The 26515-nt window shown below is 45.9% G+C and carries 20 protein-coding genes and 2 pseudogenes; 5 read left to right on the forward strand and 17 right to left on the reverse strand.

Features of this window, described 5'->3' with window-relative positions:
• Positions 1–12 precede the first annotated feature (12 nt).
• The 7 genes and pseudogenes from D082_RS00625 to D082_RS00655 form a co-directional block, all read right to left on the reverse strand.
• Complete coding sequence (locus D082_RS00625) at positions 13–3156, reverse strand: CusA/CzcA family heavy metal efflux RND transporter (RefSeq protein ID WP_028946862.1); 3144 nt, start codon at positions 3154–3156, stop codon at positions 13–15.
• A 47-nt stretch (positions 3157–3203) separates the two neighbouring features.
• Entirely contained in the window at positions 3204–4841 is a 1638-nt protein-coding gene (locus D082_RS00630; RefSeq protein ID WP_028946861.1) for an efflux RND transporter periplasmic adaptor subunit, read from the reverse strand.
• A 427-nt stretch (positions 4842–5268) separates the two neighbouring features.
• Positions 5269–5484, reverse strand: a complete 216-nt coding sequence (locus D082_RS18850) for a hypothetical protein (RefSeq protein WP_238546773.1) — start codon at positions 5482–5484, stop codon at positions 5269–5271.
• Between the two features lie 464 nt (positions 5485–5948).
• A pseudogene (locus tag D082_RS17490) lies at positions 5949–6116 on the reverse strand (Uma2 family endonuclease); the annotation flags it as partial.
• Between the two features lie 20 nt (positions 6117–6136).
• The gene (locus D082_RS00645) at positions 6137–7564 is read right to left on the reverse strand and encodes an NADP-dependent isocitrate dehydrogenase (RefSeq protein ID WP_028946859.1); all 1428 of its coding nucleotides are present in this window, start codon (positions 7562–7564) and stop codon (positions 6137–6139) included.
• 503 nt (positions 7565–8067) lie between these two features.
• Positions 8068–8403, reverse strand: coding sequence for a hypothetical protein (locus D082_RS00650; RefSeq protein WP_238546774.1), 336 nt, complete (start codon positions 8401–8403; stop codon positions 8068–8070).
• Between the two features lie 181 nt (positions 8404–8584).
• Complete coding sequence (locus tag D082_RS00655) at positions 8585–8950, reverse strand: MFS transporter (protein ID WP_028946857.1); 366 nt, start codon at positions 8948–8950, stop codon at positions 8585–8587.
• 265 nt (positions 8951–9215) lie between these two features.
• Between D082_RS00655 and D082_RS00660 the strand changes: the two genes are divergently transcribed.
• The 4 genes and pseudogenes from D082_RS00660 (at position 9216) to D082_RS18785 (ending at position 13010) form a co-directional block, all read left to right on the forward strand.
• Entirely contained in the window at positions 9216–9698 is a 483-nt protein-coding gene (locus tag D082_RS00660) for a cupin domain-containing protein (RefSeq protein WP_238546775.1), read from the forward strand.
• A 204-nt stretch (positions 9699–9902) separates the two neighbouring features.
• Entirely contained in the window at positions 9903–11432 is a 1530-nt protein-coding gene (gene ftsY / locus D082_RS00665) for a signal recognition particle-docking protein FtsY (protein ID WP_028946855.1), read from the forward strand.
• A gap of 30 nt (positions 11433–11462) precedes the next feature.
• Positions 11463–12311, forward strand: coding sequence for a lysophospholipid acyltransferase family protein (locus tag D082_RS00670; protein ID WP_028946854.1), 849 nt, complete (start codon positions 11463–11465; stop codon positions 12309–12311).
• 93 nt (positions 12312–12404) lie between these two features.
• Positions 12405–13010: pseudogene (locus D082_RS18785) on the forward strand (Uma2 family endonuclease).
• A gap of 209 nt (positions 13011–13219) precedes the next feature.
• Here D082_RS18785 and pstB read toward each other — a convergent pair.
• The 10 genes from pstB to acnB all read right to left on the reverse strand — a co-directional run bounded on the left by pstB (position 13220) and on the right by acnB (position 25405).
• A complete protein-coding gene (pstB, locus tag D082_RS00680; RefSeq protein ID WP_051738624.1) occupies positions 13220–14035 on the reverse strand; it encodes a phosphate ABC transporter ATP-binding protein PstB in 816 nt (271 codons plus the stop codon).
• A 39-nt stretch (positions 14036–14074) separates the two neighbouring features.
• The gene (gene pstA, locus D082_RS00685; protein ID WP_028946852.1) at positions 14075–14941 is read right to left on the reverse strand and encodes a phosphate ABC transporter permease PstA; all 867 of its coding nucleotides are present in this window, start codon (positions 14939–14941) and stop codon (positions 14075–14077) included.
• A 4-nt stretch (positions 14942–14945) separates the two neighbouring features.
• Positions 14946–15932 (reverse strand): phosphate ABC transporter permease subunit PstC, encoded by a 987-nt coding sequence (gene pstC / locus D082_RS00690; RefSeq protein WP_028946851.1) that lies wholly within the window; start codon positions 15930–15932, stop codon positions 14946–14948.
• Positions 15933–16077: 145 nt separating this feature from the next.
• Positions 16078–17079 (reverse strand): phosphate ABC transporter substrate-binding protein PstS, encoded by a 1002-nt coding sequence (gene pstS / locus D082_RS00695; protein WP_028946850.1) that lies wholly within the window; start codon positions 17077–17079, stop codon positions 16078–16080.
• Between the two features lie 846 nt (positions 17080–17925).
• Positions 17926–18741, reverse strand: coding sequence for a DNA adenine methylase (locus tag D082_RS00700; protein WP_028946849.1), 816 nt, complete (start codon positions 18739–18741; stop codon positions 17926–17928).
• A 205-nt stretch (positions 18742–18946) separates the two neighbouring features.
• Positions 18947–19921 carry a glutathione S-transferase family protein gene (locus tag D082_RS00705; protein WP_028946848.1) on the reverse strand — a complete coding sequence of 325 codons (975 nt, stop codon included), beginning with the start codon at positions 19919–19921 and terminating at the stop codon, positions 18947–18949.
• A gap of 84 nt (positions 19922–20005) precedes the next feature.
• Positions 20006–21751, reverse strand: a complete 1746-nt coding sequence (locus D082_RS00710) for an AIPR family protein (protein WP_051738626.1) — start codon at positions 21749–21751, stop codon at positions 20006–20008.
• Positions 21752–21994: 243 nt separating this feature from the next.
• Entirely contained in the window at positions 21995–22336 is a 342-nt protein-coding gene (locus tag D082_RS00715; protein ID WP_028946847.1) for a XisI protein, read from the reverse strand.
• The gene (locus D082_RS00720; protein ID WP_028946846.1) at positions 22321–22740 is read right to left on the reverse strand and encodes a XisH family protein; all 420 of its coding nucleotides are present in this window, start codon (positions 22738–22740) and stop codon (positions 22321–22323) included. Before D082_RS00720 ends, D082_RS00715 begins: the two co-directional genes overlap by 16 nt.
• 58 nt (positions 22741–22798) lie before the next feature.
• Positions 22799–25405 (reverse strand): bifunctional aconitate hydratase 2/2-methylisocitrate dehydratase, encoded by a 2607-nt coding sequence (acnB, locus tag D082_RS00725; protein ID WP_028946845.1) that lies wholly within the window; start codon positions 25403–25405, stop codon positions 22799–22801.
• 281 nt (positions 25406–25686) lie between these two features.
• Here acnB and D082_RS00730 point away from each other — a divergent pair, with 281 nt between their 5' ends.
• Entirely contained in the window at positions 25687–26433 is a 747-nt protein-coding gene (locus D082_RS00730) for a cytochrome c biogenesis protein CcdA (RefSeq protein WP_028946844.1), read from the forward strand.
• Positions 26434–26515: the final 82 nt, after the last annotated feature.

Below are 26515 nucleotides of genomic sequence, written 5' to 3' on the forward strand. Positions count from 1 at the left end.
TAAGTTAATAATTTAAACCTTAGTTAGGCTTTGGGAATGAACGGCTTTCACAGTAGATGAAGTAGCAATAGATGGGCGCAAAAATCGGCCAAATTGGGCGTATAAAGCAGGTAATACCAGTAGGGTTAAAGCGGTGGAGGTAAAGAGTCCGCCTAAAATAACGATCGCCAGGGGTTGGAGAATTTCCTTACCGGCTCCGGTTCCAATGGCCAGGGGAAGCATACCCAGGGCGGAAGTGAGGGCAGTCATCAAAATGGCGACTAATCTTTCCTTGGAACCTTCATGGATAACCTGGGCCAGAGGCAATGCTAAGGCAAACTTTTGATTGTAGTTATCTACCAGCAATAAGCCATTACGGACAGCAACGCCGAATAGGGTAATAAAACCCACCAAAGAAGCAACGGAAATAACTCCCCCCGTCACGGCGATCGCCAAAATACCTCCTGCTAGAGCTAGGGGAAGATTGACCATAATCATCAAAGTTGCGGGCAAAGATTTAACGGCGAAATACATCAAAATAGTGATGACAATTATCGCCAATAAACCAAAAACCAAAAGATTTTGACTGGCCCGTTCCTCCGATTCAAATTGGCCGCCATACTGGATGAAATAACCGGTGGGGAGAGAAACTTCTGATTTAACTTGACTTTGAATATCGTTAACAACGGAACGGAGATCTCGACCCTTAACATTGGCGGAGACGACGATCAACCGGGAAACATTTTCTCGATTGATGGTGTTGGGGCCATTACCATAACTAATTTGAGCCACTTGGGCCAGGGGAATTTTAGTGCCGCTGGGGGTGTCTACCAGTAAATTACTAATCGTTTCTAAATTATTGCGGGCATCTGCTTTCAGCCAAACCAGCAGATCAAATAATTGTTGATCCTGCAAAACTTGGGAGGCTACTCTACCATTCAATGCTGTTTCTACCAACTCAGAAAGTTGACCAACGGTTAACCCATAACGCCCGGCCGCTAGGCGATCAAACTGAATTTGTACCTGACGCACAGGGACTTGGGGTTCTAGTTGTAAATCCACCAGCCCAGGAATTTCCGCCATGGCTGTTTCCACTGATTTCCCGAGGGTGCGGAGTTGTTCTAAGTCAGGGCCAAAAATTTTAACGGCGATCGCACTTCTTACTCCCGATAACACTTCATCCATGCGGTGGGAAATAAAACCGCCAATGTTAGGAGCCACCCCAGGTATTTTGTCAAACTCAGCCCGTAGGGTTTCGATACTCCCTTCTCGGTCGGCCATCCCTGCGTCACTGAGTTCTACGTCCAAATGTCCTAAATTAACCCCACCGGCATCGGCATCCCCTGGGGCCCGGCCAGAACGTAATTGTACGGAGCTAAAGCGGGAGTCTTCTTTGAGGGCATCCTGGAGGGCAAAACCGACCCGATTGGTGGCTTCTAGGGAACTTCCGGGATAGAGAAGTAGGGCATTAACCAAAGATTGTTCTTGGAATTCCGGCAGAAAAACCCGCCCCATACTCGGTACTAGACTAAGGGAAAAGATAAAAAAGGCGATCGCCGCCCCAATAATCCAGCGGGGATGGTGGGTACTGAACTTTAATAAGGGTTGGTAGATCCTCTGGCTAATGCGAGCTAACCAAGTTTCATTACTGGGCAAACGACAGGGGGCTAATAGGAGGGCACAGAGGGCTGGGGAAAGGGTCATGGCCACTAGGGTCGAAGCCAAAATGGACAATAAATAGGCCACCCCCATGGGGGCAAAAATCCGCCCTTCTACCCCCGTCAGACTAAAAATCGGGGCAAAGACAACAACGATGATCACTGTAGAAAAAATCACACTGGTACGAACTTCCACAGAGGTGTCGTAAACCACTTGGAAAGGATGCTTGGGATTGCCCAAAGCTTGATTTTGGCGCAGACCCCGGTAGCAATTTTCCATGTCCACAATGGAGTCGTCCACCACAGAACCGATCGCCACCGCTAAGCCCCCTAGGGTCATGGCATTAATACCCTGGCCAAACCAACCCAAAATCATCATGCCAATGAGAATGGAAAGGGGAATGGCACTGAGGGTAATAATCGCAGTGCGCCAATTCATCAGAAACATCACCATCACCACAGCGACGATGATAATGCCATCCCGCAAAGAGTCCCGCACATTGGCGATCGCCGCTTCGATAAAACTTTCTTGGCGAAACGTGACTTGGAGATTAACCCCGGTGGGGAGGGCTGCTTTCACCTCTGCCATAGCTTTTTCCACCGCCTTACTCACCGTGGGGGTATCGGCTTGGGGTTGTTTATCAATCACCAGCACCACTGCCCGTTGGCCATCCACACTACCATCTCCCCTAGTCAAGGCAGGGCCAATGGTCACATCTGCCACATCTCGGAGCAGAATGGGTTTACCGTCCCTGGCCGTCACCACAGAATCCGCCAATTGGGAGATATTTTCGATGCGCCCCAAACCTCGAATCACGTCTTCTTGGTCGGCGGTCAATAAAAATCCCCCCGCCGCATTGACATTGGCTTCTTCCACCGCCTCTGTCACCTGTTGTAGGGAAATATTAAAAGCTTTGAGGCGGGCCGGATCAACCAGAACTTGATATTGCTTAACATCCCCCCCATAGGCCACCACTTGGGAAACCCCCGATACTGCCAAGATTTGATTGGTAATCTCCCGATCCACCCGTCGTCGTATTTCCATTAGGTTTACTTCAGACGGCTCAGCTGACTGATCCACCGTCAAGGCATACATTAAAATTGTACTAATAGGTGAAGAAACCGGGGAAATTTGCGGTTCCTCAGTCCCGGCAGGTAATTTACTCCGGGCGGATTGTAGCCGTTCCGTCACCAATTGTCTGGCTCGGTAAATGTCTGTGTTATCGGCAAAAATGGCCTTAACCACGGAAATGCCCACCGCTGAGGAAGACCGCACCATTTCTACTCCTGGGGTGCCATTCACCGCACTTTCGATAGGCAGAGTGATTAACGTTTCCACTTCCTCCGGCGCTAAACCGGGAGCCTCGGTTTGGATTTCCACCTGGGGCGGTGCAAAGGGGGGAAACACATCCAACGGCATCTGGGTGAGGTTGTAGGTTCCTAAAATAGCCACCAAAATGGCTCCAATAACCACTAGCCAACGTTGGGCGATCGACCATTTGAGGATGGCATTAAGCATTTTCTAGGTAAATAGGGTTGATGGATAGCTTCGATGGGACAGGAAATTTAAGAAAAGTCTTGGTGGGAGGAAGTTTCAACTAGCACCTTTTCAGCTTGTATAGATGGCTCATCCTGGTTTGGGGTCAAAGTCTGCTCTGATAATGCTTGGCTTCGTTGTCGTTTCCCCCAGAGACTACCGGCCCAAAATAGTCCAGCGGCAACTACAGTTCCCACCAGAGGTAAAAGCCACCCTGATGATGTGGGCAGAGCCAAGGTAGATTCTGTTGTTTCCAATAATTCTTCGGTCTCTTCCGTCTCTTCAGGGGGTTTTGCTCGTAGGGACTGGGCATAAAGTTGACTGGCCCGTTGGTTAACTACTAAATCCCCTGCAAATAAGCCTTCTTTTATTTCTACCCAGTCCCCAGAAACTTGTCCTAGGGTCACAGAAACAGGTTCAAAAATATTGCCATTCTGCACAAAAACCAGATTTTGTTGATCGTTGGTTTTGACAATGGCCGATTGCGGTACCGCTAACACCGGGGTAGAGGTACGGTCGGTTAGCACTTCCAATTCCACAAATAGACCGGGTTTCAATTGACCATCGGGATTATCCAATGTTGCTTTCACAGAAACGATACGATTTTCCCCTTCCACCACGGAGCCGATTTGATTAATCCGTCCCGTAAAGGTTTGTTGGGGGGAACTGCTAACCCAGCCCCGAATTGCTTGGCCCTGGCGAATTTTGTTCAGATCCTTTTCGTAAATACTGGCTGAAACTTGAACTTGCTGACTATTGATAATGGTAAAAATAGCTTCCCCTGCATCTTCTCGGGATTCTCCGACCTTGATTTCATGCTCTGGGGTACTGGCTGGGTCAATGACTATGCCAGCAATGGGGGCTGTAATGACAATAGTGCCGTCGGGGCGGGCATTGGTTCCCAGTTGTTGCAAACGGGTCTGATAGGTTTCTTCACTTAATTTGACCTGTTTTTGGGCAACATTCAAGGCGGTTTGGGCCCGCTTAATTTGGGCTTGGGCTTCACTTACGGGTAAACGGCTTTGGACTTTGACTAAATCAGCATTGGCTGTGGCTAAGGCAACTTCCGACTCCAAAAGCTGACGACGGGGTAAGGCCCCATTGGCTTCGAGTTCTTGGTCACGGTTGTAACGCTCCTGGGCAAAAGCTTTGGCAATGCGGGCTTCTTCGATTTCACTGTTAACTAACCGTTGTTGTTGCCGATAATTTTCCTGGGCTAGTTGTAGGTCTGCTTGGGCTTGTTCCACAGCGGCGATCGCCAAGCTACGACGGTCTTGGGCAGTGGTGCGGAGTTCAGCTAATTCGGCACTGGTCATAATGGCGACGGCTTGACCCGCCTTAACAGTTTCCCCTGGATTAACTAATAGTTGGAGTAATTTTCCTCCCACGGGGGTTGTGACCTCAACCCGTTGTTGCGGCAGGGTTTCAATCTGGCCCGTTGTTCTAACGCCGGTATCTAGATAACGAGGTTGTAAAGGTTCTACTTGAATATCCAAACGACGAATGGTGTCCCCATCAAGGGCAATGCCCTGGGCAGATTGAGCTGATTCACTTTGGTGAAATTCATCGCCATGGCCCGCATGCGCCAGGGTTGCCTTGGGAGACAATACCAGCACTCCCAATACCAGGGAGATAGCCCAGCCCTGGGCAATCGCTCGATTTTGCATAGGATTCTGACAGCGCAACCCTTTCAGTCTTTCATAGGAATATGAAACCAAGATGAAATGAGCTCTAAGGGACGGAGGAAAGAAGCAAATGGAGAGCAATTCCACTCTTTCTCTGAGATGGCGCCAGGGGCCAGAACCGGCTGTTTTTCTGGTGCTTACCGTTGTTCCATCTTTAAGGGCTGGGGTTTGCCTTTTTGCCCGAGGTTGCGGCCTAGGCTAAACTTAGCCTTCCGCTGCATTTGATTTGTTATGGGGCATCCTCAATTACCTTGTATCTACTTTGCACTAAGCCGTTTTCAAACTGCCGTGTTTCAAGATGATGTAATCTGACATCATGAAGAAGCGAACCAAAAAGTGGAATCCCCGTGCCGATAAGAACTGGCACTTTAGTAATAATTAATTGCTTAATTAAGCCTTCACTCAAAAACTATTGAATTGTCTTTCCGCCATCAATGTATAAATGCTGAAATCCACGCTCTGATAGACGGCAAATTATTTCCCGTGGAGCCGCGCCCATGGACTCGACTGTTTTTGCAATGTCTTCAGGGATGTCAATTTTCTGACTACTTAGAACAAATACTGGCTTTTCACCATAGGGCCATGAATCGAAGGACAATGCTAACTCATAGGTATTGCGCCCCATGACAAGCGCATCAACTGAATCAATGAATTCCTAATATCCGTAGTCTTCACTACCCTCTAAATCTCCCCCACTAGGTAGCCAATCAATATCACCATTGTTACGTGCGATGAAACCATCAATGCTTGTTGCGATGTACACAGTAGCTTTCATGTCTTTCTCAATAATGCTATTGCCCCATAACCATTAACTATAAGGAGACTTTATTCATAACACTCTCCACAGTAACTATATGTGGAAACCTTCGGCATATCACCCCTAAAAGCATATTAGGTAGATTCTGACAAGGTAAGACGTACTAATAATAATTAGCCTTTCAATCTTGACGGACGATATTGCCTTGAAAATAAAAATTTGACAATAGGAATTCTTCCAGGTATTTCCGCCGGGTCAGGTCTGCATATATATCAAGGAAATTAGAACCCTCCTGAAGGACGGGGTTTAAAACCCTTTTTGTCTTTTGTCGACAAATTTGATAGATGGACGCTAATAATACTGTGGTTTTTACTGCCGCCACCCATGGCATAGAGCCGCCCGTCCAAATATTTGTACTTCTCCCTCTGCCGTTCTTCCCATCGCAAATATTCACTGGGACTAAGTTTTGGGAATGGGGCAGGTTGGGAGTGAGCAAGCATGGCGGGTTATCTATTGGGAATTAATCATCGAAATGATTGACAATTGCCTGGGCAAATTCGGAACATTTTAGGGGTTTATCCACCTTGGGTTCCATTAGCCGGGCCAAATCGTAGGTAACTTCCCGATTGGCGATCGCCGCCCCAATACCTTTTTTAATCAGGTCAGCGGCCTCCTGCCAGCCCATAAATTCCAGCATCATCACCCCGGAAAGAATTACGGAACCAGGATTAATTCGGTCTAAACCAGCGTGTTTGGGGGCAGTGCCGTGGGTGGCTTCAAAAATGGCTGCACTATCACCAATGTTAGCTCCGGGGCCCATGCCTAACCCCCCGACCACAGCGGCGGCCGCATCGGAAAGATAGTCCCCATTCAAATTCATGGTTGCCAGGATGGAATACTCATCGGGGCGGGTTTGAATTTGTTGGAAAATACTATCGGCAATGCGGTCATTGACCATTACTTTTTCCTTCCATTGACCGTTACCATGGGATTCCCAAATGGAATTTAAAACCTGCTCCACCTCTTGTTTAATTACCGCTTGTTTTTCCTCGGTCAAGGTGTCATAACCGGGGTCAATCATGCGGGCATTGGCTTCAATGGTCAGATCGGGACTACTTTCTTTATTGCCCAAAATCCAAGATTCCCTTTCCGTGACGCATTCCGCCCGAAACTCCGTCGTAGCCAATTCGTAACCCCAATCCCGGAAAGCCCCTTCGGTGAACTTCATAATGTTGCCCTTATGGACCAACGTCACCATCTGTTTTTCCTTCGGTAAGCGCAGAGCATGGAGAATGGCCCGGCGCACTAAACGTTGGGAGCCAGTTTTACTGATTGGTTTAATGCCAATGCCGGAATCGAGGCGAATTTGTTTTTTACCCAAAGCTGGGGTAGCGGGAATTAGTTCATCGTTGAGATAGGCTATTAACCTTTTCGCCCCCTCCGTACCTTCCGCCCATTCAATGCCTAGGTAAATATCCTCCGTATTTTCCCGATAAACAATAATGTCCAATTTTTCCGGGGTTTTATGGGGGGAGGGGGTGCCGGGATAGTAACGACAGGGCCGCACACAGGTGTAAAGATCAAAAATTTGTCTCAGGGCCACGTTCAAAGAACGGATGCCACCGCCGACTGGGGTTGTTAAAGGCCCTTTAATGGCTACCCCATACTCCTTAATTGCCGTTAGGGTATCTTCTGGTAAATACTGATAGGTGCCATACAGTTCACAGGCTTCGTCCCCAGCATAAACTTTAAACCAGTTGATTTTCCTCTCGCCGCCATAGGCCTTGGCGATCGCCCCATTGATGACTAATTCGGTGGCGGGCCAAATATCAACCCCGGTGCCGTCCCCCCGGATGTAGGGAATAATGGGATCGTTGGGCACAACAGGCTTACCTTCGGAAAAGGTGATTTTTGACCCAACAGTGGGGGGCTGAAGTTTTTCGTACATAGAAAATTGTCATTGAAAAAACGGCACGGAGCAGATCATAATCCTTTCTGGAGGCTTTGATTGCATTAGCCGTTACGAAATTCCTATCGAGAAATCAGGGTTTAAAACCACGTACTTCAAGACGACTTCAATTACATTGCATACTGACGTCCTAATCTACTATTTTTCCCCGGAGCACCCCTCATGGGTGTAAGTAAAATTGGCATAGGGTTTTAACTAAAAAAAATGGGAATTTCCCTTCCTCGCAGCCAAGTTTACTGGGACGAGCAGGAAGAGCGATTTATCTAGTCGCCAAGTTAAATAAGTCACGTGAACTACAGCAAATCAGTGGAAGATCCCGCACAGCCTGCCTGCTTAATGATCCCTCGGCGATCGCCCCATAACCATAGTTGTCAATAATAAGACTGAGACACTGATAACCTCTGTAAAGTCTGTAAAAGAGGCATTTCTGTTCGCCACAGTGCCTCGTTGTTAATTGAGATAGCTAGATTTTTCAATCTTCCCTAAGCCAAGGATGGTTCAAGCTCCAACTCACAGGCTTTGACCTGCTGGCGTGACATGATTCTTATTTCGTGGGGATAGCGCGGCCGTGGATCCCCCACCAACCAAATGGGGGGTACCATACAGGCTTCGTAACAATCGATTTGATATGTCACCCCTGGTTGGGCATTGAGTTCCACCATTGTTCCGGGCAAATACTCAAACATTTCATCCCAGTCAATGGGAGATTGGGCATTGATCATAAATCCTCCGTATTGCTGACAAGGGTTTATGCCTCCCCTTACTCCAGACCAACTAGGGCTGAATTGATAATGTTGGGCCACCCAGTGGACAGGCACTTATTGACACAAAACTGATACAGTCCACGGTAACTTCCCGGTCTTGTCTTATTTCAGACAAGGTTGAGGGGGACAAAAAGAATAATTTCTGTATCGACTTTAACAAAACTTCGTAATGTCAGCATGATCTGCCCTAATAAGTTCACAAATTGTGACATTACTGCAAAAATTGCGGGTCGGATCAGGAAAGTGAATTTGCCGTTTTAGGCTTTTCATGCCCAAAAAGAGGGATAGCGGCGATCGCCACCATTGATATTTGAATTACGGGCCAGCGACCAAAGCGATCGGACAAAATGCCGTAGAACAACGCAGCCAGAGCATAGGACAACATATAGGCGGGAACAATGAAACCGATTTCCTGGGCAGACACGTCGAAAATTTCTGCCAAACGGGGAATTAAAGGCGCAATCATATATCCCTGGAGAAAGATTAGCCCTGCGGCCATGGCCAACAATAGAAATAGGCGATCGTGCTGTTGCATTCTTAGGGTACGATTGGCTTCCTCCCAGTGGGAAACACCGACTCTGTCAGGTTCAGGCTTAGACATTGCAAATACAAAAACGGTTATACGGTGGTCAGGCGGCAGGCTTCAGGCCGTGACCATGGAATGGTGAATCTTCGTAAAAGATAGCAAACTGTCTAATTGGATACAAAAATTAATCTCAGATATTGCCCTTGCTCACTATCAGGCCTTACTCAGTACCTACGCCCATCACTCCTCAACCCAAAGGTAATAGTGACTTTCTGCAACAATCATCAAAAATTCAGTGCCGAAGAATACTGCGAACGGAAAAATTTGCCCTTAAATTGTGATGAATAGCACAAAATTGGTTAATAACAGCAAAATTAAACCCTTAGTAACGATGAAATTTATTTCCGGCTTCTTTGCCCTAGCCACAGTTATCGTTTGTCAGCCCGCCGTTTTTGCTTTTGAGCCAGCGGAGGCAATTAAAGTCAAAACTATTCTTAAAACTGAAACAAGTTGGGACGGTCAACCTTTGGTTTACCCGGAAGGGCAAGCGGAAATCACGGGCATGATGATCGAAATTGCTCCCGGTGCGGAAACGGGTTGGCATTCCCATCCAGTACCCTCCTTTGGCATTTTGCTGGAAGGGGAATTGGAAGTTACCCTGGCTGATGGCCAAAAAAAGCTAATTAAAACCGGGGAAGCCATCGCAGAGGTAGTTAATACGGTGCACAATGGCCGCAACGTGGGGCAAGGCCCCGTTAAAATTCTGGTGTTCTATGCTGGAGCAACCGACGTCCCTATCACCGTGAAGGAACAGGCTCGGTGAATCCCTGTTTTAAGGTCGAATTACATACTGGAAAAGTTTAGAAAATCTGCCTTGGCTTTTTCTGATTAATCGCCGTCGGGGCGAAAAAAACCGATACACTGGGCAGAGTGGTGATTTGGCAACCGCTAGGTCTGTTAGATTTCTGTTCCAAGGCGATCGCCGAGAATCTGGACCCTGGCCCTGCTTCGTATTTTTTGCAAATGTATGTTTAATTGGTTCCGTCGTCAGTTTGGCAAAGATAACACTGCCCCCGAGTCTGCTCCCCCAGAAGGGGCGGAGGTTAGTCCTGAATTGGCATCGGAGGTAATCCAGGAAGAATCTGAACCTCCTAGCGAAGAAGATTCCCCGGAAAAGGAATTAGGTACTCCAATCTCAGAGGCCTCAGAGGAACCAAACAAAGTAACGGCGAACCCAGAGGATTATCTCCAATGGGCTAAAGCAGCGTACCAAAATATTCAGGCTCGTAAAGCGGAAACTGTCAGCCCTCCGGAATCTCCTACAGAGATAATGGTTGAGGCAGAAAAAGAAGAAACAGCAGAAGTAACATCTGTTTCCCCAGAATCCGACCAACTATCGGCAACGCCAACAAAGGAAGATCTCCCCACGGCTGCAACGGAGGCAACAACAGGTCCCGCTTGGCTGCAAAAATCCGATCGCCTAGAGGTATTAAAAGAAACGGCGGTGGAAGAAGCCACAGTGGCCGGAACCCTGACTGCTGAATCCATGGCCATGGATGATGATTTCATCTGGTCAGCGAAAGTTCTGGCAGCCCAAGGGCGATCGGCGGCGGACGTGTCAGCGGAAGAAATTGATTGGCTGAGGAAACTACGCCAGGGGTTGAGCAAAACCAGAGTTAACCTAGTTAACCAACTCAAATCCATTGTCGGCCAGGGACCCCTCAACGAGGCGGCCGTGGAGGAAATTGAAGCGATTCTGCTCCAGGCCGATGTAGGTGTTGAAGCCACCGATTACATTATCACCACCCTGCAGGAAAAGTTAAGGGAAGAAGCCCTACCCCCGGAACAAGCCATTGAATTTCTGAAAGAAATTTTACGTTCTATCCTCGATCGCCCTTTGTTATCCCTGCCCAATCCTGAGTTTGCCCCGGAAGCGGAAGGGTTGAATATCTGGCTATTGACGGGGGTTAATGGAGCCGGCAAAACCACCACCATCGGTAAATTAGCCTTTATGGCCAAGCAATCGGGCTATGAATGTGTGATTGCGGCGGCGGATACTTTTCGAGCAGCGGCGGTGGAACAGGTAAAAGTGTGGGGGGAAAGAAGTGGCGTTCCCGTCATTGCTAATCCTGGGCAAAACACTGACCCGGCGGCGGTGGTCTATGACGGCATTAGCGCAGCCCAATCCCGCAATGTTAATTTGCTTTTAGTGGATACGGCGGGACGGTTACAAAATAAGAAAAATTTGATGGATGAGCTGGCTAAAATCCGCCGCATTATTGATAAAAAAGCCCCCAACGCGACAGTGGAATCCCTGCTTGTGTTGGATGCCACCCTGGGGCAAAACGGTTTACGCCAAGCGGAAGTATTTGCGGAGGCCGCTAAATTGAGTGGGGTGGTGCTGACTAAATTGGATGGCAGTGCCAAGGGGGGGGTGGCCCTGGCGGTGGCCCAGCAGTTAAATTTGCCCATTCGTTTTATCGGTGCCGGGGAAGGCATTGAAGATTTGCGCCCCTTCTCTAGCTACGAATTTGTAGAAGCTCTATTAAACGGTTAATGTTCTTGACTCATAGTGAAAAGTAATAGTTTGCCGTTTTTTACTGCCAACCCGAGCCTCGACGGTTGGTCCTTGACGGGGCGGGATCCCCAAACCATCAAACAACTAATGCCCTTTTGGGAGTGGTTTTACAAATACTACTTCCGGGTGAAAACCAGTGGCTGGGAAAATTTACCGCAGGAACAGGTTTTGATTGTCGGTTCCCATAACGGCGGCCTTTCTTCCCCGGATATGGTGATGATGATTTACGATTGGTTTCGCCATCAGGGTTTGCAGCGACCGGTTTATGGTTTAATGCATCCCACAGTTTGGAAAATGAGCCGTCCCCTAGCGGAGTTGGCCGTTAAAGTCGGGGCTGTGCAGGCCCATCCCAAAATGGCGATCGCCGCTTTGCAATCCGGAGCCAGCGTGTTGGTCTATCCCGGTGGTGCCCAGGATGTATTTCGCCCCTTTGGGCAAAGACATCAGGTTTATTTTGCCGGCCGTAAAGGTTTTATCAAACTTGCCCTACGACAGGGTATTCCTATTGTGCCGGCGATCGCCGTCGGTTCCCACGAAACTCTTTTTGTAATGGGGGATTGCTACGACCAGGTCAAATATCTCCATGATCTTGGCATGCCCTGGTTGCTGGACGTTGATCCGGTGGTATTTCCCATTTATTTAGGTTTACCCTGGGGGCTGGCTTTGGGCCCCCTTCCCCATCTGCCCTTGCCGTTAACCATGCACACCCGCATTTGTCCGCCGATTTATTTTGAGCGCTATGGTAATGATGCGGCTAAGGACAAAGATTATATAGATGAATGCTATCAGTTGATAATCACAACAATGCAAAGGGAACTAGATGCCCTAGCGGAAACCGCTGATATTTTGCCTTGGTAAATATGGGAAGAAAACACTGTACGAAAATATTGAGTACTGCATTGCCCGGCTTTGTAATTTAAAATTAAATAGAGACAATCAGAAAATGAAACCATGTTCGTGGTTCCGAATCGCGCCCCCAAATTAACACCCATCGAATATTTTGCTTGGGAAGAGCAACAACTCCACCGCCATGAATATATCAAAGGCGAAGTCTATGCCATGGGTGGTGGCACTCAAAACCATAGCCGGATTAGCTTAAAAGTAGCCGCTTTACTTGATAGCCACTTGTCCAACGGCCCTTGTCGGGTATTTATAGTCAATCAAAGTAGAATTGAGATGGCTAAGGTCTTTACCAAAGAGGCTTTTAGCTACGTTCAGTGTCTTACTTTGAATTAAATCAACTATAACTCCGATTGCCGGATTAATCTTCTGCACACCCAAGACTATACCTATCCCGATGCTAGTATTACCTGCGATCCTAGGGATAAGAAAACGACACAGTACATTACCTATCCTTGCTTAATTGTTGAAATCTTATCCAAGAGCACCGAAGCCTATGACCGTGGGAATAAATTCTTTCGCTATCGTCAAAACCCACAATTGCAAGATTATGTATTAGTTAATTTCGAAGCCATTGCCATCGATCTCTATCGCAAAAACGAAACTGGACGGTGGGAAATCATCAATTATCGAACGGGTGACATTGTCGAATTATAGTCATTTCAAATAATTTCGAGACTGCTTAAGTCTTTATTGACAAGCTTTTTGGTGAATTTGACTGCCTCAGTCTTACTAGAAACTACTATACAATCCATCGATTTGAGTTTCTCCATCGAGCAAATCTATCTTGGAATTGACTTTTCAGGAAATACCATTGAGATTCCCCCATTCTTGCCATCTTGATTGAAAGTCCCTGAAATGGACTTTTAGCCAAAGCGACCGGCCACATAATCCCTAGTTTGCACTTCCTGGGGACTGGAAAAAATATTTTGCGTTGTGTCGAATTCCACTAACTGACCAATGCGACTTTCATCGGTATTGAAAAACGCAGTGTAATCGGACACCCTCAGGGCCTGTTGCATATTGTGGGTGACGATGGTGATGGTCACATTTTCCCGCAGACTTTTAATCAATTCCTCAATTTTCAGCGTAGAAATGGGATCGAGAGCAGAACAGGGTTCATCCATTAATAAAACTTTGGGATTAACCGCCAATGCCCGGGCAATACATAGTCGTTGTTGCTGACCCCCCGATAGGCCCAAAGCGGATTTTTTCAAACTATCTTTAACTTCATCCCATAGCACCGCCCTAGTGAGGGAACGTTCCACTATTTCGTCTAGTTCTCCACGACTGGCACGGCCACAGAGTTTGACCCCATAGACAATATTTTCGTAAACACTGGTGGGAAAAGGGTTAGGCCGCTGAAAAACCATGCCAATTTCCCGACGCAGGCTGTTGATATTTACCCTTTGATCGTAAATATCTTGCCCAAAAAATTCTATTTTCCCAGTCACTTGCACCCGTCCTTCCAATTCGGCAATGCGATTGAGGGCTTTGAGTAAAGTTGATTTGCCACAGCCAGAAGGGCCAATCATGGCGGTAACTTTACCTGTGGGAATGGCCATGGTGACCCCCTCCAACACTTTTTTGCTACCGTAATGGAATCCCAAACCATCAACTTTCAGCGCTGGCGGTAAACCTTCTTCGATGGGATTTGCCATGGGAATATGTAAATTAGCCATAGATATAAATGCAGAAATCGACTAGGGGAGAGGGGTAAGCTAGACATTCCGACGAATGAGCAAGCGCGAAAGCAAATTAATGGCCAAAACCAGCATGAGCAATACTAGGGAAGCAGTCCAAGCGATGGCATTCTGCTCTTCAAAAGGGGAACTGGCATAGTTATAAATTAGTACGGGCAGGGATGGTGTCGGCGCCATCAATCCTTCCTGCCAAAACTGACTAAACAAAGCTGTAAACATTAAGGGCGCAGTTTCCCCGGCGGCCCTCGCTACGGCCAACAATACCCCGGTGGTAATGGCGGGGATGGCACAGGGAATAACAGTTTTAACAGTGGTTTCCCACTTACTGGCCCCCAGGGCGGCGGAACCTAGACGATAATGAACCGGGACCAATTTCAATGCCTCCTCTGTGGTTAAGGCAATAATCGGCGTCATAATTACCCCCAAAGCCAGACCTCCGGCATAGGCAGAAAATTGTTTAGTGGTGATGACCAATACCCCATAGGCAAATACCCCCACAATCACCGAGGGCACACTGCTCAGGATAACGGTGGTAAACCGCACTCCATTGGCGATCGCCGAACCGGCCGCAAATTCTGCCAAAAATACTCCGGTCATCACTCCCAGGGGAATACTGAATAAAGCGCCTAAACCCACCATGGTCAGGGTTCCCACAATGGCATTGGCAAAACCGTTGGGTTCTCCCTCCATCCCCACCGGGGCCGGTAGATGGATAAACACTTCCCAGGAAAGGGTGGGCAGACCCCGTTTAATAATGGCGGCCAGAATAGCTAGCAAAGGCAAAAGGGCCAGAATGGTCAGGGTAAAAGCCAAACCGCCCATCACCCAGGTAAAACCATTGCGAAAAAGTGAAAGGGGCGATTTTAGATTGCTAGGGGGTTGCATGGCGTTAATTGCTCTCCCCTTGGCGACGAATGGTTTCCACCATCAACACCGCCAGACTATTAATGCCCAGGGTGATAACAAACAGGATCAACGCTAAATACATCAAAGCGCCGATGTGCAGTTCATCCACCGCCTCAGCAAATTGATTGGCTAGCACAGAGGGGATGGTATATCCCGGTGCCAAGAGGGAAGCAGAGATGATGTTAGAGTTACCGATGACCATAGTTACTGCCATTGTTTCTCCGAGGGCCCTACCCAGGGCCAGAATAGTGGCACCAATAATGCCAGAGCTAGCCGACGGTAAAATAATCAAACAAATGGTTTCCCAACGGGTTGCCCCCAGGGCCATGGAAGCACTACGGAGGCTTGGGGGCACAGAAAGCAAGATATCTCGGCTGATGGAAGCGATGGTGGGAATAATCATCACCGCCAGCACCAGCCCGGCCACAAGCATGCTGGGGCCAAAGGGTTCCGTGCCAAAAATAGGTAGCCAGCCAAAATATTCAAACAGTGCCACCTGGAAAGGCATAAGCACGGGAATAAAGACAAAAATTCCCCACAGTCCCACAATCACACTGGGAATCGAAGCAATTAGTTCCACTAAAAAAGCAATGGGAACCCGTACTACAGATGGCAGAAGATTTTCACTGGTCATAATCGCCACCGCTAGCCCCAATGGCAGAGCAAACACCAGGCCAATGAGGGAACTCACCACCGAACCCAAAATGTAGGGTAAGCCCCCAAACACTTGCTCGCCACTGTCCCACTCTTGGTTAATGACAAATTCCCAACCAAATTTGGCGATCGCCGGTCGGGCATCGGCAAAGACCACCCAGGCAATCCAGCCGAGAATTATCACCACTCCCAGGGAACAGAGACGGGTCAACTGTTTAAAGCCCCAGTCCAAACCAGTAGTGAGGGAATTTCCTTGGGTAATATCCCCTCCCTGAGCCAGGGTAAATTCTGAACGATGCGAAAAACCTTCCACCATAACTATAACTATCGCCTTTGTTTTAAAGCTTGTTTGCAAAGTTTTAGTTTGCCCCCTAAATCTCCCAATAGTGGGGGAATTTTATCTATCTTTCCCCGAAACTTGGGGGGCAAGGGGGCTTTTAAAACCAGAGCATTGATTTGATTTATTTGACCTTATCAACCGCCGCAATTACCCGTTGGGCCACCGCCGGAGGGATTTTGGTATATTCCAACTGGGTGTTATGGTTTTGGCCAGTGGTCAAAATCCAGCGTACTAAAGCTTTGATATCTTTAGCAACGGTGGCATTTTTATTGTTTTGATACACCAGCAACCAAGTCAAACCAACAATAGGATAACCGGAAGCGGGATCATTAATTTCAGCGACAAAGTTAGCGTCAAACTTAGCTCCACTAATGGCTTTGTTGGCCTCCGCCAAGCTGGGCTCCACATATTGGCCCGCTTTGTTTTGAATTTTGGCCGTCTGGAGATTGGGGCCTTCATTGCGACGGGCAAAGGTGTCCTGTACATAACCGATCGCCCCGGAAGTTTGCTTAACCGTGGCCGCTACCCCGTCATTTTTGGGCCCTTTGAGTACTTGAAAACCCCAGTTGGGATCTTGGCTAGCGCCAATTTTGCTTCTAAAGGTGCTACTGATGGCGCTGAGATGACTTGTGAAAATATCCGTGGTACCACTACCGTCAGCCCGCACCACAACCCGAATGGGAGTTTTGGGCAGTTTAGAATCTACTTGGTTCCAAGTTTTTAGTTCTCCAGTGAAAATTTTGCCCAGGGCCACTCGGGAAAGTTGTACTTTTTTGCCTGGTAAATTGTAAACTACCGCCACTGCGCCCCCGGCGGTGGGAACCATGACCACTCCCCGTTTCATCTGCTGACGCTGGGCAGAAGTTGGTACTGCATCGGTGGCACCAAAATCTACTGTTTCACCAATGAATTGGCGGATACCAGCGCCACTACCGACGGAGTTGTAATTAACAGTATTGCCGGTGGCTTTTTTATACTCAGCAAAATAGCGTTGGTAGAGTGGAGCCGGAAAACTAGCTCCTGCCCCATTGAGGGTACCGGCAATGGCCTGACCAATGCCACCAAAACCGACGATAACGCTGACTACGGAGAAAGTAGCAACTTTTTGAAGTGAACTAAGCATAGGACGTTGAAATAGGAATAGGTGCAGTTGAAAAAGTTAGCCCTGCTTTACTGATGGGGTTTCCATTGGCATATCTATCGACCGGGAAAACGGCAAGAATCTATGGTTAGACGGGCCGTTTGCTGTCAATAAACCCAGAAACCTTACTGGGCCGTTCTAGCTAACAATATTAGTTGCATTTTGTTAATTTACAACACCAAAAAAAATTATTTTTAATGCATAAACTCCTCAAAAAGTCGATTAACTTTTGGTTAACTATGACCGTTTTTTGACCAAATTTGACTATGACCTATCCATTGATTAAGCCTGGATTAAGGAAGTGTTAAGAATAGATTAAAACAATCAAAATTTTGTCCAGATCTAGATATTGTTAATATTCTCAGAGCTAATTCCTGCCGCAAATTCTTCATCTCAGTGGACAAGCTGAACTCAGTGAGCAATATAGTCTGAGGTGGGAAAAACTAATTCCCCTCCCCCAGACAAAAGCTTTTGTATTGAATCTAGACGTATGGGTCTGAAAAAGGTCAACTATCGCGATTTTCAGACATATAAGGTATAAGAAAACTCTTTTAAATCAAGCATTACAAGCTTTTATGACTTATCTGACTAGGGAGAAAATTACTATATCCTTCATTATTTTTCGATAAGTATACTCGTTTCTAATAAGACTGAGGCAGTCAAATTCACCAAAAAGCTTGTCAATAAAGACTTAAGCAGTCTCGAAGTCATTTGAAATGATTATAATAACTAAGCACGAAATTTTGACCTTGAAATCGAGTCTTTTTAGAAAAAATGGAATTAAAACGTTGCTCGTTATTTAAATAATCAAGATCTATTTACTATTTATTACCCAATAAAGTAGTTGCTAATAAATAGTTCTTTCCCTTTCTTCGCACTACTTTGTTTGTAATTATTCATTCCGTATTGCAATTCCCATTCATAAATATAGGCGAAAGAAAAATTATCGCGAATTTCCTGGCAATCATCGTATGTTATTAGCCATTTATGAGTACATTTTTCCATTTCTTGGGCAAATTTGACATGATCAAAATCAATATGTAAATTGCCTTTTTTTCCGTACAATCTAGATTGGGTTTTGCTTAAATAAGGTGGATCTAGAAAAATAAATACGTCTTTCCCTGCTTCATTTAATAAAAGACTATAATCTAGGTTGGAAACTTTAACATCGGCAAACGTATTTTCTAAGTCTAACAATCTCTGTATTGAAGATTTAGTAAAGCGACTATGAAATGAAGCTTCTGAGTATCCTCCACTTTCGATCGTTCCCGAAAAAGTAATTCTATTTAGCACAAAAAAACGTGTTGCCCTTTCCAAGTCCGTCATTTTTTGCGTATCTGCTTGAGCCAGTTGGTTAAAAAGTTTACGTCCATCAGTTTCAATATTTTTTATAAAAGATACAGCTTCCACTAATTCTTTGGGATTCTCTTTCAATATTTTCCAAAAAAAATATAGTTCTGGATTGAGATCGTTTATCCAGAAATTATTACACTCAAAATTACTTTTAACATAAAGAAAAACAGATCCCCCCCCTACAAACGGCTCTCTGAATTCACTGATTTTCATGGGTAGATATTTCTCTATTTTCGACAGTGCTTTTTGTTTGCCACCCGGATACCTGAGAGGACTTTTTAGCTTATTCATTATGTCGGATATTCTCAATATTTATAGTTGATTTAATTAAAAGTAAGACACTGACCAGAGCTAAAAGCGTCTTTGGTAAAGACTTTAGTTGTCTCAATCTTACTTTGATTGACTATAACTGATTGTCTTTGGCTAATCTGATCGCTAGTCCAGTAAAATAATTTAGGCAATACTAACTAATACCGTGAGATTGGCGATCGCCCCATTACAGGGGGAATATTGCTGGGGCAAATAAATCCAACACTGGCCCCATTGGTACAATTCCCGTGGGGTTAATGGTTAAATGACTTTCATAGTAATGGCCCTTGATGTGCTGAAAATTAACTGTTTCAGCAACGCCCGGTTGTTGGTATAAATCCCGCAGATAACGCCATAGGTTAGGATAATCCTGAATCCGCCGCAAATTACATTTGAAATGCCCCACGTAGACCGCATCAAAACGAATCAAAGTAGTAAATAAACGCCAATCCGCTTCCGTAATTTGATCTCCCGTTAAATATTGATGATCCTCCAAAATTCCCTCTAACCAATCTAAGCTCTCAAACAAGGGGGCGATCGCTTCTTCATAGGCCGTTTGGGTTGTGGCGAATCCACATTTGTAAACGCCATTATTAATAGTGTGATAAATTCGCTCGTTGAGGGCATCAATTTGGGGACGGAGAGCTTCAGGATAATAATCCCCAGCCTTTGCCCCCAGTCCGTCAAACGCGCTGTTAAAGATTCTAATAATTTCCGAGGATTCGTTATTAACAATGGTCTGGGTCTGTTTATCCCACAGAATCGGCACTGTCACCCGGCCACTATATTGGGAGTCTGCCTTGGTATAAATTTGGTAAGCATATTCCGCCTTAAATAACGGATCTGGCACTACCCCGGGGCCAGGGGTAAACGTCCATCCCTTTTCCCGCATTAACCAATGGACGACCGAAACATCAATCATCCCTTCTAGCCCCTTAAGCTTACGGAAAATCAGGGTGCGGTGCGCCCAAGGACAGGCCAGGGAAATGTAAAGGTGGTAACGTCCTGCTTCGGCTTTGAACCCTGCGTTACCCGTGGGCCCCGCCGATCCATCGGGGGTAATCCAATGGCGAAATTGGGCATCTTGCCGCACAAATCGCCCCCCGGTACTTTTGGTGTCGTACCACTGATCCTGCCAAATGCCGTTGACGAGTAAGCCCATAATGTCTTTTCACTAAAGATTGCCGTTGTCTAATTATGAAAGTTGCCGCCTGTTTTGGGCAATATCACTGGCGATCGAATTGGATTACATTGATTGATTATCAATTTTCTCTGCAATATTGGTGACTGGACTGTTGATAATCTCTGAAAATGTTTCAACTCGTCTACGACTCACCATTTTAAGATACGAAGACAAAATTGATTTGGATAGATCATTGATTTTTGAAATGTTTTTAAATTCCGTTTTAAAGTCATAAGAATCTCCACCTTTTTCATTAAATTCAGCATTTAAATCGATAATTAAATCTTCCAAAATTCTCCTCATTGCTTCATTTGTTTTTTTCTCCTTCCCAGTGTTTTGATAATATTTTTCGGGAGATTTACAAAAATCTTTTCCTAAATCATCCTTTTCAAGTACTTGACGTAGTAGATATAAGAGTAAAAACTTAGTAATTTGATATCGACCAAACAAAGGAGGAGTGACTTTGCTTACAAGTTCTTCAACTATCTTGTAAATATTGAATAGTGATATTATCCTGTGTCCATTAACTTCTGGCCGAGCAAAAATTTCTTGATGCCAATCATCAAATATTCGACCAGGCCTTTGAACCCGAGATGGCTCTTTCAAATCAAAAGCTAGCATGATTTGACCAACAAGGGTATTATCAAGAATGACTTTATTGGAAATACTAACTGTCTTCTTATTCTCCCCTGTTTTAATTTGGTATATATAATTGGGGTAGTTAGATTTAATTTCTTGTTGCAACCTTACTTGTGTAGCTGTATTTGAGCGAAAATCTCTTGCTTTAATTCCATTTTGATTATTACTATTGTATGTGATTTTAGGAATTAGTTCTGATTCTGAAGGTACTTGAATCAGTCGGGCCAAAATTCTTAAATCACTGGAAATATTATCTCTATTATCATAAAGACAAGAAATACTTTGGCAACCATTAACAATGGAATAGTTTTTAATTTTTATTCTGTCTCTTTCGTCTGTATTTACAGTACCGCAAATAACTGTTATTCCGTTGTGATAAAGTAAAAAATTTAGATGTTCGCTAGTATCTTTAATGCTAGCAGTAATATCTTTGTTGACTTTTGTTTTATTACTACCTAATGATTTTCGGAGATTTAATTCAAAAATTTGCTGTGTATCAATCCCTTCCATTTTCACTAAATCTGTTGCTGCCAGAGGAGCAATAACTACCTTGACTGAATTGTTTACATCAAACTCAGCATAGTCAAAACCAAATACATCAAAATAAAGCTCTTCGGTCTCGGGAATATCCTTTTCTCCTGACACATAAGCTCTTATGATGGTGTCTTTATCCCATACTATTAAGGGAGAGCTTGATAGTGTTTTAAGTAAATTGTCTGCATTAGTGTCTTTTACTGCATTCGCTACAAATACACCTCGAATTTCATAATCATCAGAAAGTAAGAACTCCTTATTTTGTTCTAATAAGCTTCTGAGTTGAATATTACCAGTAGATTGAATAAGTCCGTTTAAATCAGAATCATTGTCAAGTTGCTTTAAGCTACCAATAAATTCTTTGATTTGAGAATCTCCTAGCGTTTTAGCTGCATTTTTAACTATTTTTGACTGAAAAACATCAATTAGACCTTCGTTATGATTAATATACATTGCATCTATTCCTTTATCTCCATGTCCATCACATATGCTATCGTCTGCTTCCATTTCATCTAATCTGTAGATATTTACCAAAAACCAGTGTAAAAACGCAGTAGACTCCGTTCTATCTGAAGTTTTATAAGGAGATATTAGATCTACAAGATTAGTGTAGTTAAGATCAATAGTAGGTTTCATGAATTTTGATATTTTTTAGATTTACTGGGTTTATCAACAAAATGCTAGTCTGATTTACAATTGTTAGGCTGTAATGACAAAATGTAAACTTTTTAATAACTTAATAATACCAAATTTATACTCCAGTTGTCGATTATCCAACCAACGTTAAAAATTGACCATTAAAGCCACATCTCCCAGGGAGTTCCTTAAATATGTGACTACTATATTGCTCTTCACATAAGATATCACCTTTTTTCCCTTCTAAGCTATAGCAAATTCAGTAAATTTACGAATTTCTGGAGCTTGGAAAGCCAGAACAATATCTTTTTTCGGTACACCCTCTTTTAATAACTCATTAGCAATGCCTTCCTCTGTCCAATCTTCCTCAATGTAAATTTTTTCGTTTTTAATGCGAACATGAACATGGGTTGATTTTTTGCGTTTATCATCTTGCCAATCAACCGTTAACCAAAGATAGTGATCATGATTTTCATCAAATACTAGACAAGTTTCAGTGTTATAATCTGGGGATTGATGAACTAATTGGTCATAGTCGGTTAGAATTTTTTTAATCAATGCTTGATATTTTATGACTTTATCCATGAGGTGATTTCCTCTTTTTTATCATTGAAAGTAACAAAATTAACTTGATGATGTTTGATCACGGCCTGAATTGATTTTCTCTGAAAGAATGTATCAAATATTGAAGTTTTTACTGCTAAATAAAGCTGGTAGTCTTTATGGGAAAACTGAAGAAAATCACGATACAAAAGATATTGGCCCAAAGCATTTTGGAAATCATTCATTGGCGAAGGGCTAATAAAGCTTTTAATTTCGACAACAATGATTCGTTCTTGTCGTTTGGGTAACGAAGTCTTTTCAGCCAATAAATCAGCATAAAGATTATCACCCTCATATTCAACTGTATAAGGATCAGCGAGTATTACCCACCCGTCCTTAGTTAAGGCATTTTTAACCGTATCGTGATAAATATCTTTGGCAGGCATTCTCCCCCTTATTCGAGTTATGAGGTGAGTCAAGAAAGACCCACCCTAATTTTACGACTTACTTAGCGCCCACTGGCATGCCTAAAATGTCCTCAATTTTGGGCATTTGGTCTAGGGGAATTACCCGGCCAAAGTCTTCAAAATTGTCAATCTCATTGAAATTGAGGTAACGGTAAAGATCATCTTTAAAGGGATCGACCTTTTCAGAGACGATCGCCAGATATTCTTCCACAGTGGGGATTTTACCTAGGAGCGCGCAAACGGCGGCCAACTCAGCGGAACCGAGATAAACTTGGGCCCCTTTGCCCATACGGTTATTGAAATTGCGGGTAGAAGTGGAAAACACCGTTACCCCATCTTCCACTCGGGCTTGGTTACCCATGCAGAGGGAACAACCGGGCATTTCTGTGCGGGCTCCGGCGGCGGCAAAAATACCGTACATACCTTCATCCCGTAACTGTTGTTCATCCATGCGGGTGGGGGGACAAATCCAGACGCGACCTTTGACGGTTCCGGCTCCTTCGAGGATTTTAGCGGCGGCCCGGTAATGGCCAATGTTAGTCATACAGGAACCAATGAACACTTCATGGATGACATCTCCGGCACATTCCGACATTAATTTGACGTTATCAGGATCGTTGGGGGCGGCCACAATCGGTTCCTTGATTTCCGAGAGGTTGACCTCAATCACGTCGGCGTACTCCGCATCGGGGTCAGCACTCATCAAACTGGGATTGGCTAACCATTCCTCCATTTTGGCAATGCGACGTAACAGGGTTCGGGCATCCTGATAACCCCGGGCAATCATATTTTTCATCAGCACCACATTGGAATGGAGGTATTCCGCCACGGTTTCCTCACTGAGCTTGATGGTGGAACCGGAACAGGAACGTTCCGCTGTGGCATCGGTCAACTCAAACGCTTGTTCAACTTTGAGGTCCGGTAGCCCTTCCATCTCCATAATGCGGCCGTTGAAAACATTGATTTTGTTCTCCTTGCCTACGGTCAACTTACCCTGTTGCATGGCCACCCAGGGAATGGCATTGACGATATCCCGTAGCGTTACCCCCGGTTGCAGTTCCCCGCTAAATTTCACCAACACCGATTCCGGCATATCCAAAGGCATTGCCCCCAGAGCGGCGGCAAAAGCTACTAGACCAGAACCAGCAGGGAAGGAAATGCCCAGGGGAAAGCGGGTGTGGGAATCCCCTCCGGTGCCCACCGTATCGGGCAGTAACATGCGATTGAGCCAGGAGTGAATGATGCCATCCCCTGGCCGCAGAGCTACTCCGCCCCGGGTAGCAAAAAAGTCCGGTAAATCCTTATGGGTTTTAATGTCAACGGGTTTGGGGTAGGCGGCGGTGTGACAGAAGGTTTGCAAAGTTAGATCGGCGTTAAATCCTAAGCAGGCTAATTCTTTTAACTCATCTCTGGTCATGGGGCCCGTGGTGTCCTGGGAACCCACCGTGGTCATAATTGGCTCGCAGGAAGTGCCGGGACGAATGCCAACTACGCCACAGCCTTTACCCACCATTTTTTGCGCTAGGGTGAACCCTTTGCCCGTATCTACTGGGGCTGTGGGACGAACAAAGAGCGTGGAGGGGGATAATCCTAACGCTTCCCGGGTTTTGTCAGTCAAAGCGCGACCGATTAAGAGGGGGATTCGTCCACCGGCCCGTACCTCGTCCAAAATGGTTTCTGGTTTGAGTTGAAAAGTGCTGAGGCTTTCCCCGGCTTCGTTGGTGATTTTTCCTGCCCTAGGGTGAATGGTAATCACGTCCCCGGTGTTAAGTTGGGCCACGTCACATTCAATGGGCAGAGCACCGGAATCTTCAGCGGTGTTGAAAAAGATGGGGGCAATTTTCCCCCCCAAAATGTAACCCCCGGCCCGTTTGTTGGGTACAAAGGGAATGTCGTCGCCAATATGCCAAAGGACGGAGTTGATTGCCGATTTACGGGAAGATCCTGTTCCCACCACATCTCCCACATAGGCAACGGGATGGCCCTTTTTCTTCAACTCGGCAATGGTTGCTAACCCTTCTGGCATTTTTGATTCCAGCATGGCCAGGGCATGGAGGGGAATATCGGGCCTGGTGGTGGCGTGGGGAGCGGGGGATAAATCGTCGGTGTTGGTTTCCCCCGGCACTTTAAACACGGTCACGGTAATGCTTTCGGGTACTTCCGGTTTATTGATGAACCAGGCTCCTTCCGCCCAGGCATCAATTACTTGTTTGGCATAGGGATTACTGTCGCTGAGGTGTAGTACATCGTTAAAGGCATCGAACACCAGTAGAGTTTTACTAAGGGCAATGGCGGCGGCGCTGGCAATGTTGCTGTTTTTAGCTTTCAATAGTTCCACCAGCGACTGCACGTTATAACCACCGATCATGGTGCCAAGTAGTTCCACCGCCCCTTGGGCGCTGATCAGAGGACAGGTCACTTCCCCCTTGGCGATCGCCGTGAGAAATCCTGCTTTGACATAGGCTGCTTCATCGACTCCGGGGGGAATCCGGTCCCGCAACAACATCATCAATTCTTCCTTTTCCGCTTCCGGGGGATTTTTCAGCAGTTCACATAGCTCGGTGGTCTGCTCCGCATTGAGGGGAAGGGGGGGAATGCCTAATTTTTGGCGATCGGCGACGTGTTGGCGGTAAGCTTGCAACATAGGAAGGTTCTCTCTCCGGCAATATTTGATCATGATCAACGGTGAATATTCTATTTTATGCAGGGGGACAGGATAAGTTACCGGCAAACGGTTTGGGGCATGGCGGCAGAAGGATGATTATCTTTGGCGAGATGGCGGGGAATTGCTTAGCATTGTTGAACAAGTGCCAATTTTTCCTCGGTTTAATCTTTTCTCTGGTTAAACTCCGCCAATAAACCAGGAACCAAATGGCAACCAGCAAATTTCAAGCTTAATTTTTCGGCTTTTTGGACAATTGTGTAATGTGGCAATCTCTGCAAAATCAGCTTTATTTTCTCCAGCAATGGGCCGATCGCCTGGTGGTGGAACAACTGGGACAACTGACTCCCCTTAGTTTGCTTATCATTCTGCTGGCGGGGCTGGTCACTAGTTTGACCCCCTGTTTACTTTCCCTTTTACCTTTAACCATTGCCTACATTGGCGGTACCGCCGACGGCGATCGCCTGCAATCCTTCAAACAATCCCTCTGGTTTGCCCTGGGGTTGGCCATTACCCTAGCTAGCTTGGGGCTGGGGGCGGCGGCCCTGGGAAAAATTTATGGCCAAATCGGCCTAGGCCTACCCATTTTGGTGAGTGTCATAGCCATTTTAATGGGATTAAACCTGTTGGAATTATTGCCCCTGCGGTTTCCCAGTTTGGGGGCAACGGATTGGATCAAAGACGATTTTCCCCCAGCATTGAGGGCCCTATTGGCGGGGCTGACCTTTGGGCTAATTGCCTCTCCTTGTAGCACCCCAGTCCTTGCCAGCCTGCTGGCTTGGGTGGCCAGTCGTCAGGATCTCTTGCTAGGCAGTGGGCTACTGTTGGCTTATACCATCGGTTACGTCACCCCGCTCATTTTAGTTGGCTTGTTCACCGGCAGTTTGAAACGGCTGTTGCAACTACGGCAATGGTCCGGCTGGCTCAATCCCCTCAGCGGGACAATTTTGCTTGGCTTTGGCGTAATTACCCTACTATCCCGACTACCCCTTGGTCAGTGGTTGCCCTAGCATAGTCCAGTGGAAGCGCTAACCCATGCCCCACTGAATTTCTGTGATAAAATATTTATGGTAGTTTTAACTATAAATATCC

Source organism: Synechocystis sp. PCC 6714 (assembly GCF_000478825.2).
GTDB lineage: Bacteria > Cyanobacteriota > Cyanobacteriia > Cyanobacteriales > Microcystaceae > Synechocystis.

Bases quoted from the DNA above. Each gene is read 5' to 3' on its own strand.
- D082_RS00625 (WP_028946862.1), bottom strand. From the start codon at position 3,156: ATGCTTAATGCCATCCTCAAATGGTCGATCGCCCAACGTTGGCTAGTG.
- D082_RS00630 (WP_028946861.1), bottom strand. From the start codon at position 4,841: ATGCAAAATCGAGCGATTGCCCAGGGCTGGGCTATCTCCCTGGTATTG.
- D082_RS18850 (WP_238546773.1), bottom strand. From the start codon at position 5,484: ATGGGGCGCAATACCTATGAGTTAGCATTGTCCTTCGATTCATGGCCC.
- D082_RS00645 (WP_028946859.1), bottom strand. From the start codon at position 7,564: ATGTACGAAAAACTTCAGCCCCCCACTGTTGGGTCAAAAATCACCTTT.
- D082_RS00655 (WP_028946857.1), bottom strand. From the start codon at position 8,950: ATGTCTAAGCCTGAACCTGACAGAGTCGGTGTTTCCCACTGGGAGGAA.
- D082_RS00660 (WP_238546775.1), top strand. From the start codon at position 9,216: ATGAATAGCACAAAATTGGTTAATAACAGCAAAATTAAACCCTTAGTA.
- ftsY (WP_028946855.1), top strand. From the start codon at position 9,903: ATGTTTAATTGGTTCCGTCGTCAGTTTGGCAAAGATAACACTGCCCCC.
- pstB (WP_051738624.1), bottom strand. From the start codon at position 14,035: ATGGCTAATTTACATATTCCCATGGCAAATCCCATCGAAGAAGGTTTA.
- pstA (WP_028946852.1), bottom strand. From the start codon at position 14,941: ATGCAACCCCCTAGCAATCTAAAATCGCCCCTTTCACTTTTTCGCAAT.
- pstC (WP_028946851.1), bottom strand. From the start codon at position 15,932: ATGGTGGAAGGTTTTTCGCATCGTTCAGAATTTACCCTGGCTCAGGGA.
- pstS (WP_028946850.1), bottom strand. From the start codon at position 17,079: ATGCTTAGTTCACTTCAAAAAGTTGCTACTTTCTCCGTAGTCAGCGTT.
- D082_RS00700 (WP_028946849.1), bottom strand. From the start codon at position 18,741: ATGAATAAGCTAAAAAGTCCTCTCAGGTATCCGGGTGGCAAACAAAAA.
- D082_RS00705 (WP_028946848.1), bottom strand. From the start codon at position 19,921: ATGGGCTTACTCGTCAACGGCATTTGGCAGGATCAGTGGTACGACACC.
- D082_RS00710 (WP_051738626.1), bottom strand. From the start codon at position 21,751: ATGAAACCTACTATTGATCTTAACTACACTAATCTTGTAGATCTAATA.
- D082_RS00715 (WP_028946847.1), bottom strand. From the start codon at position 22,336: ATGGATAAAGTCATAAAATATCAAGCATTGATTAAAAAAATTCTAACC.
- D082_RS00720 (WP_028946846.1), bottom strand. From the start codon at position 22,740: ATGCCTGCCAAAGATATTTATCACGATACGGTTAAAAATGCCTTAACT.
- acnB (WP_028946845.1), bottom strand. From the start codon at position 25,405: ATGTTGCAAGCTTACCGCCAACACGTCGCCGATCGCCAAAAATTAGGC.
- D082_RS00730 (WP_028946844.1), top strand. From the start codon at position 25,687: ATGTGGCAATCTCTGCAAAATCAGCTTTATTTTCTCCAGCAATGGGCC.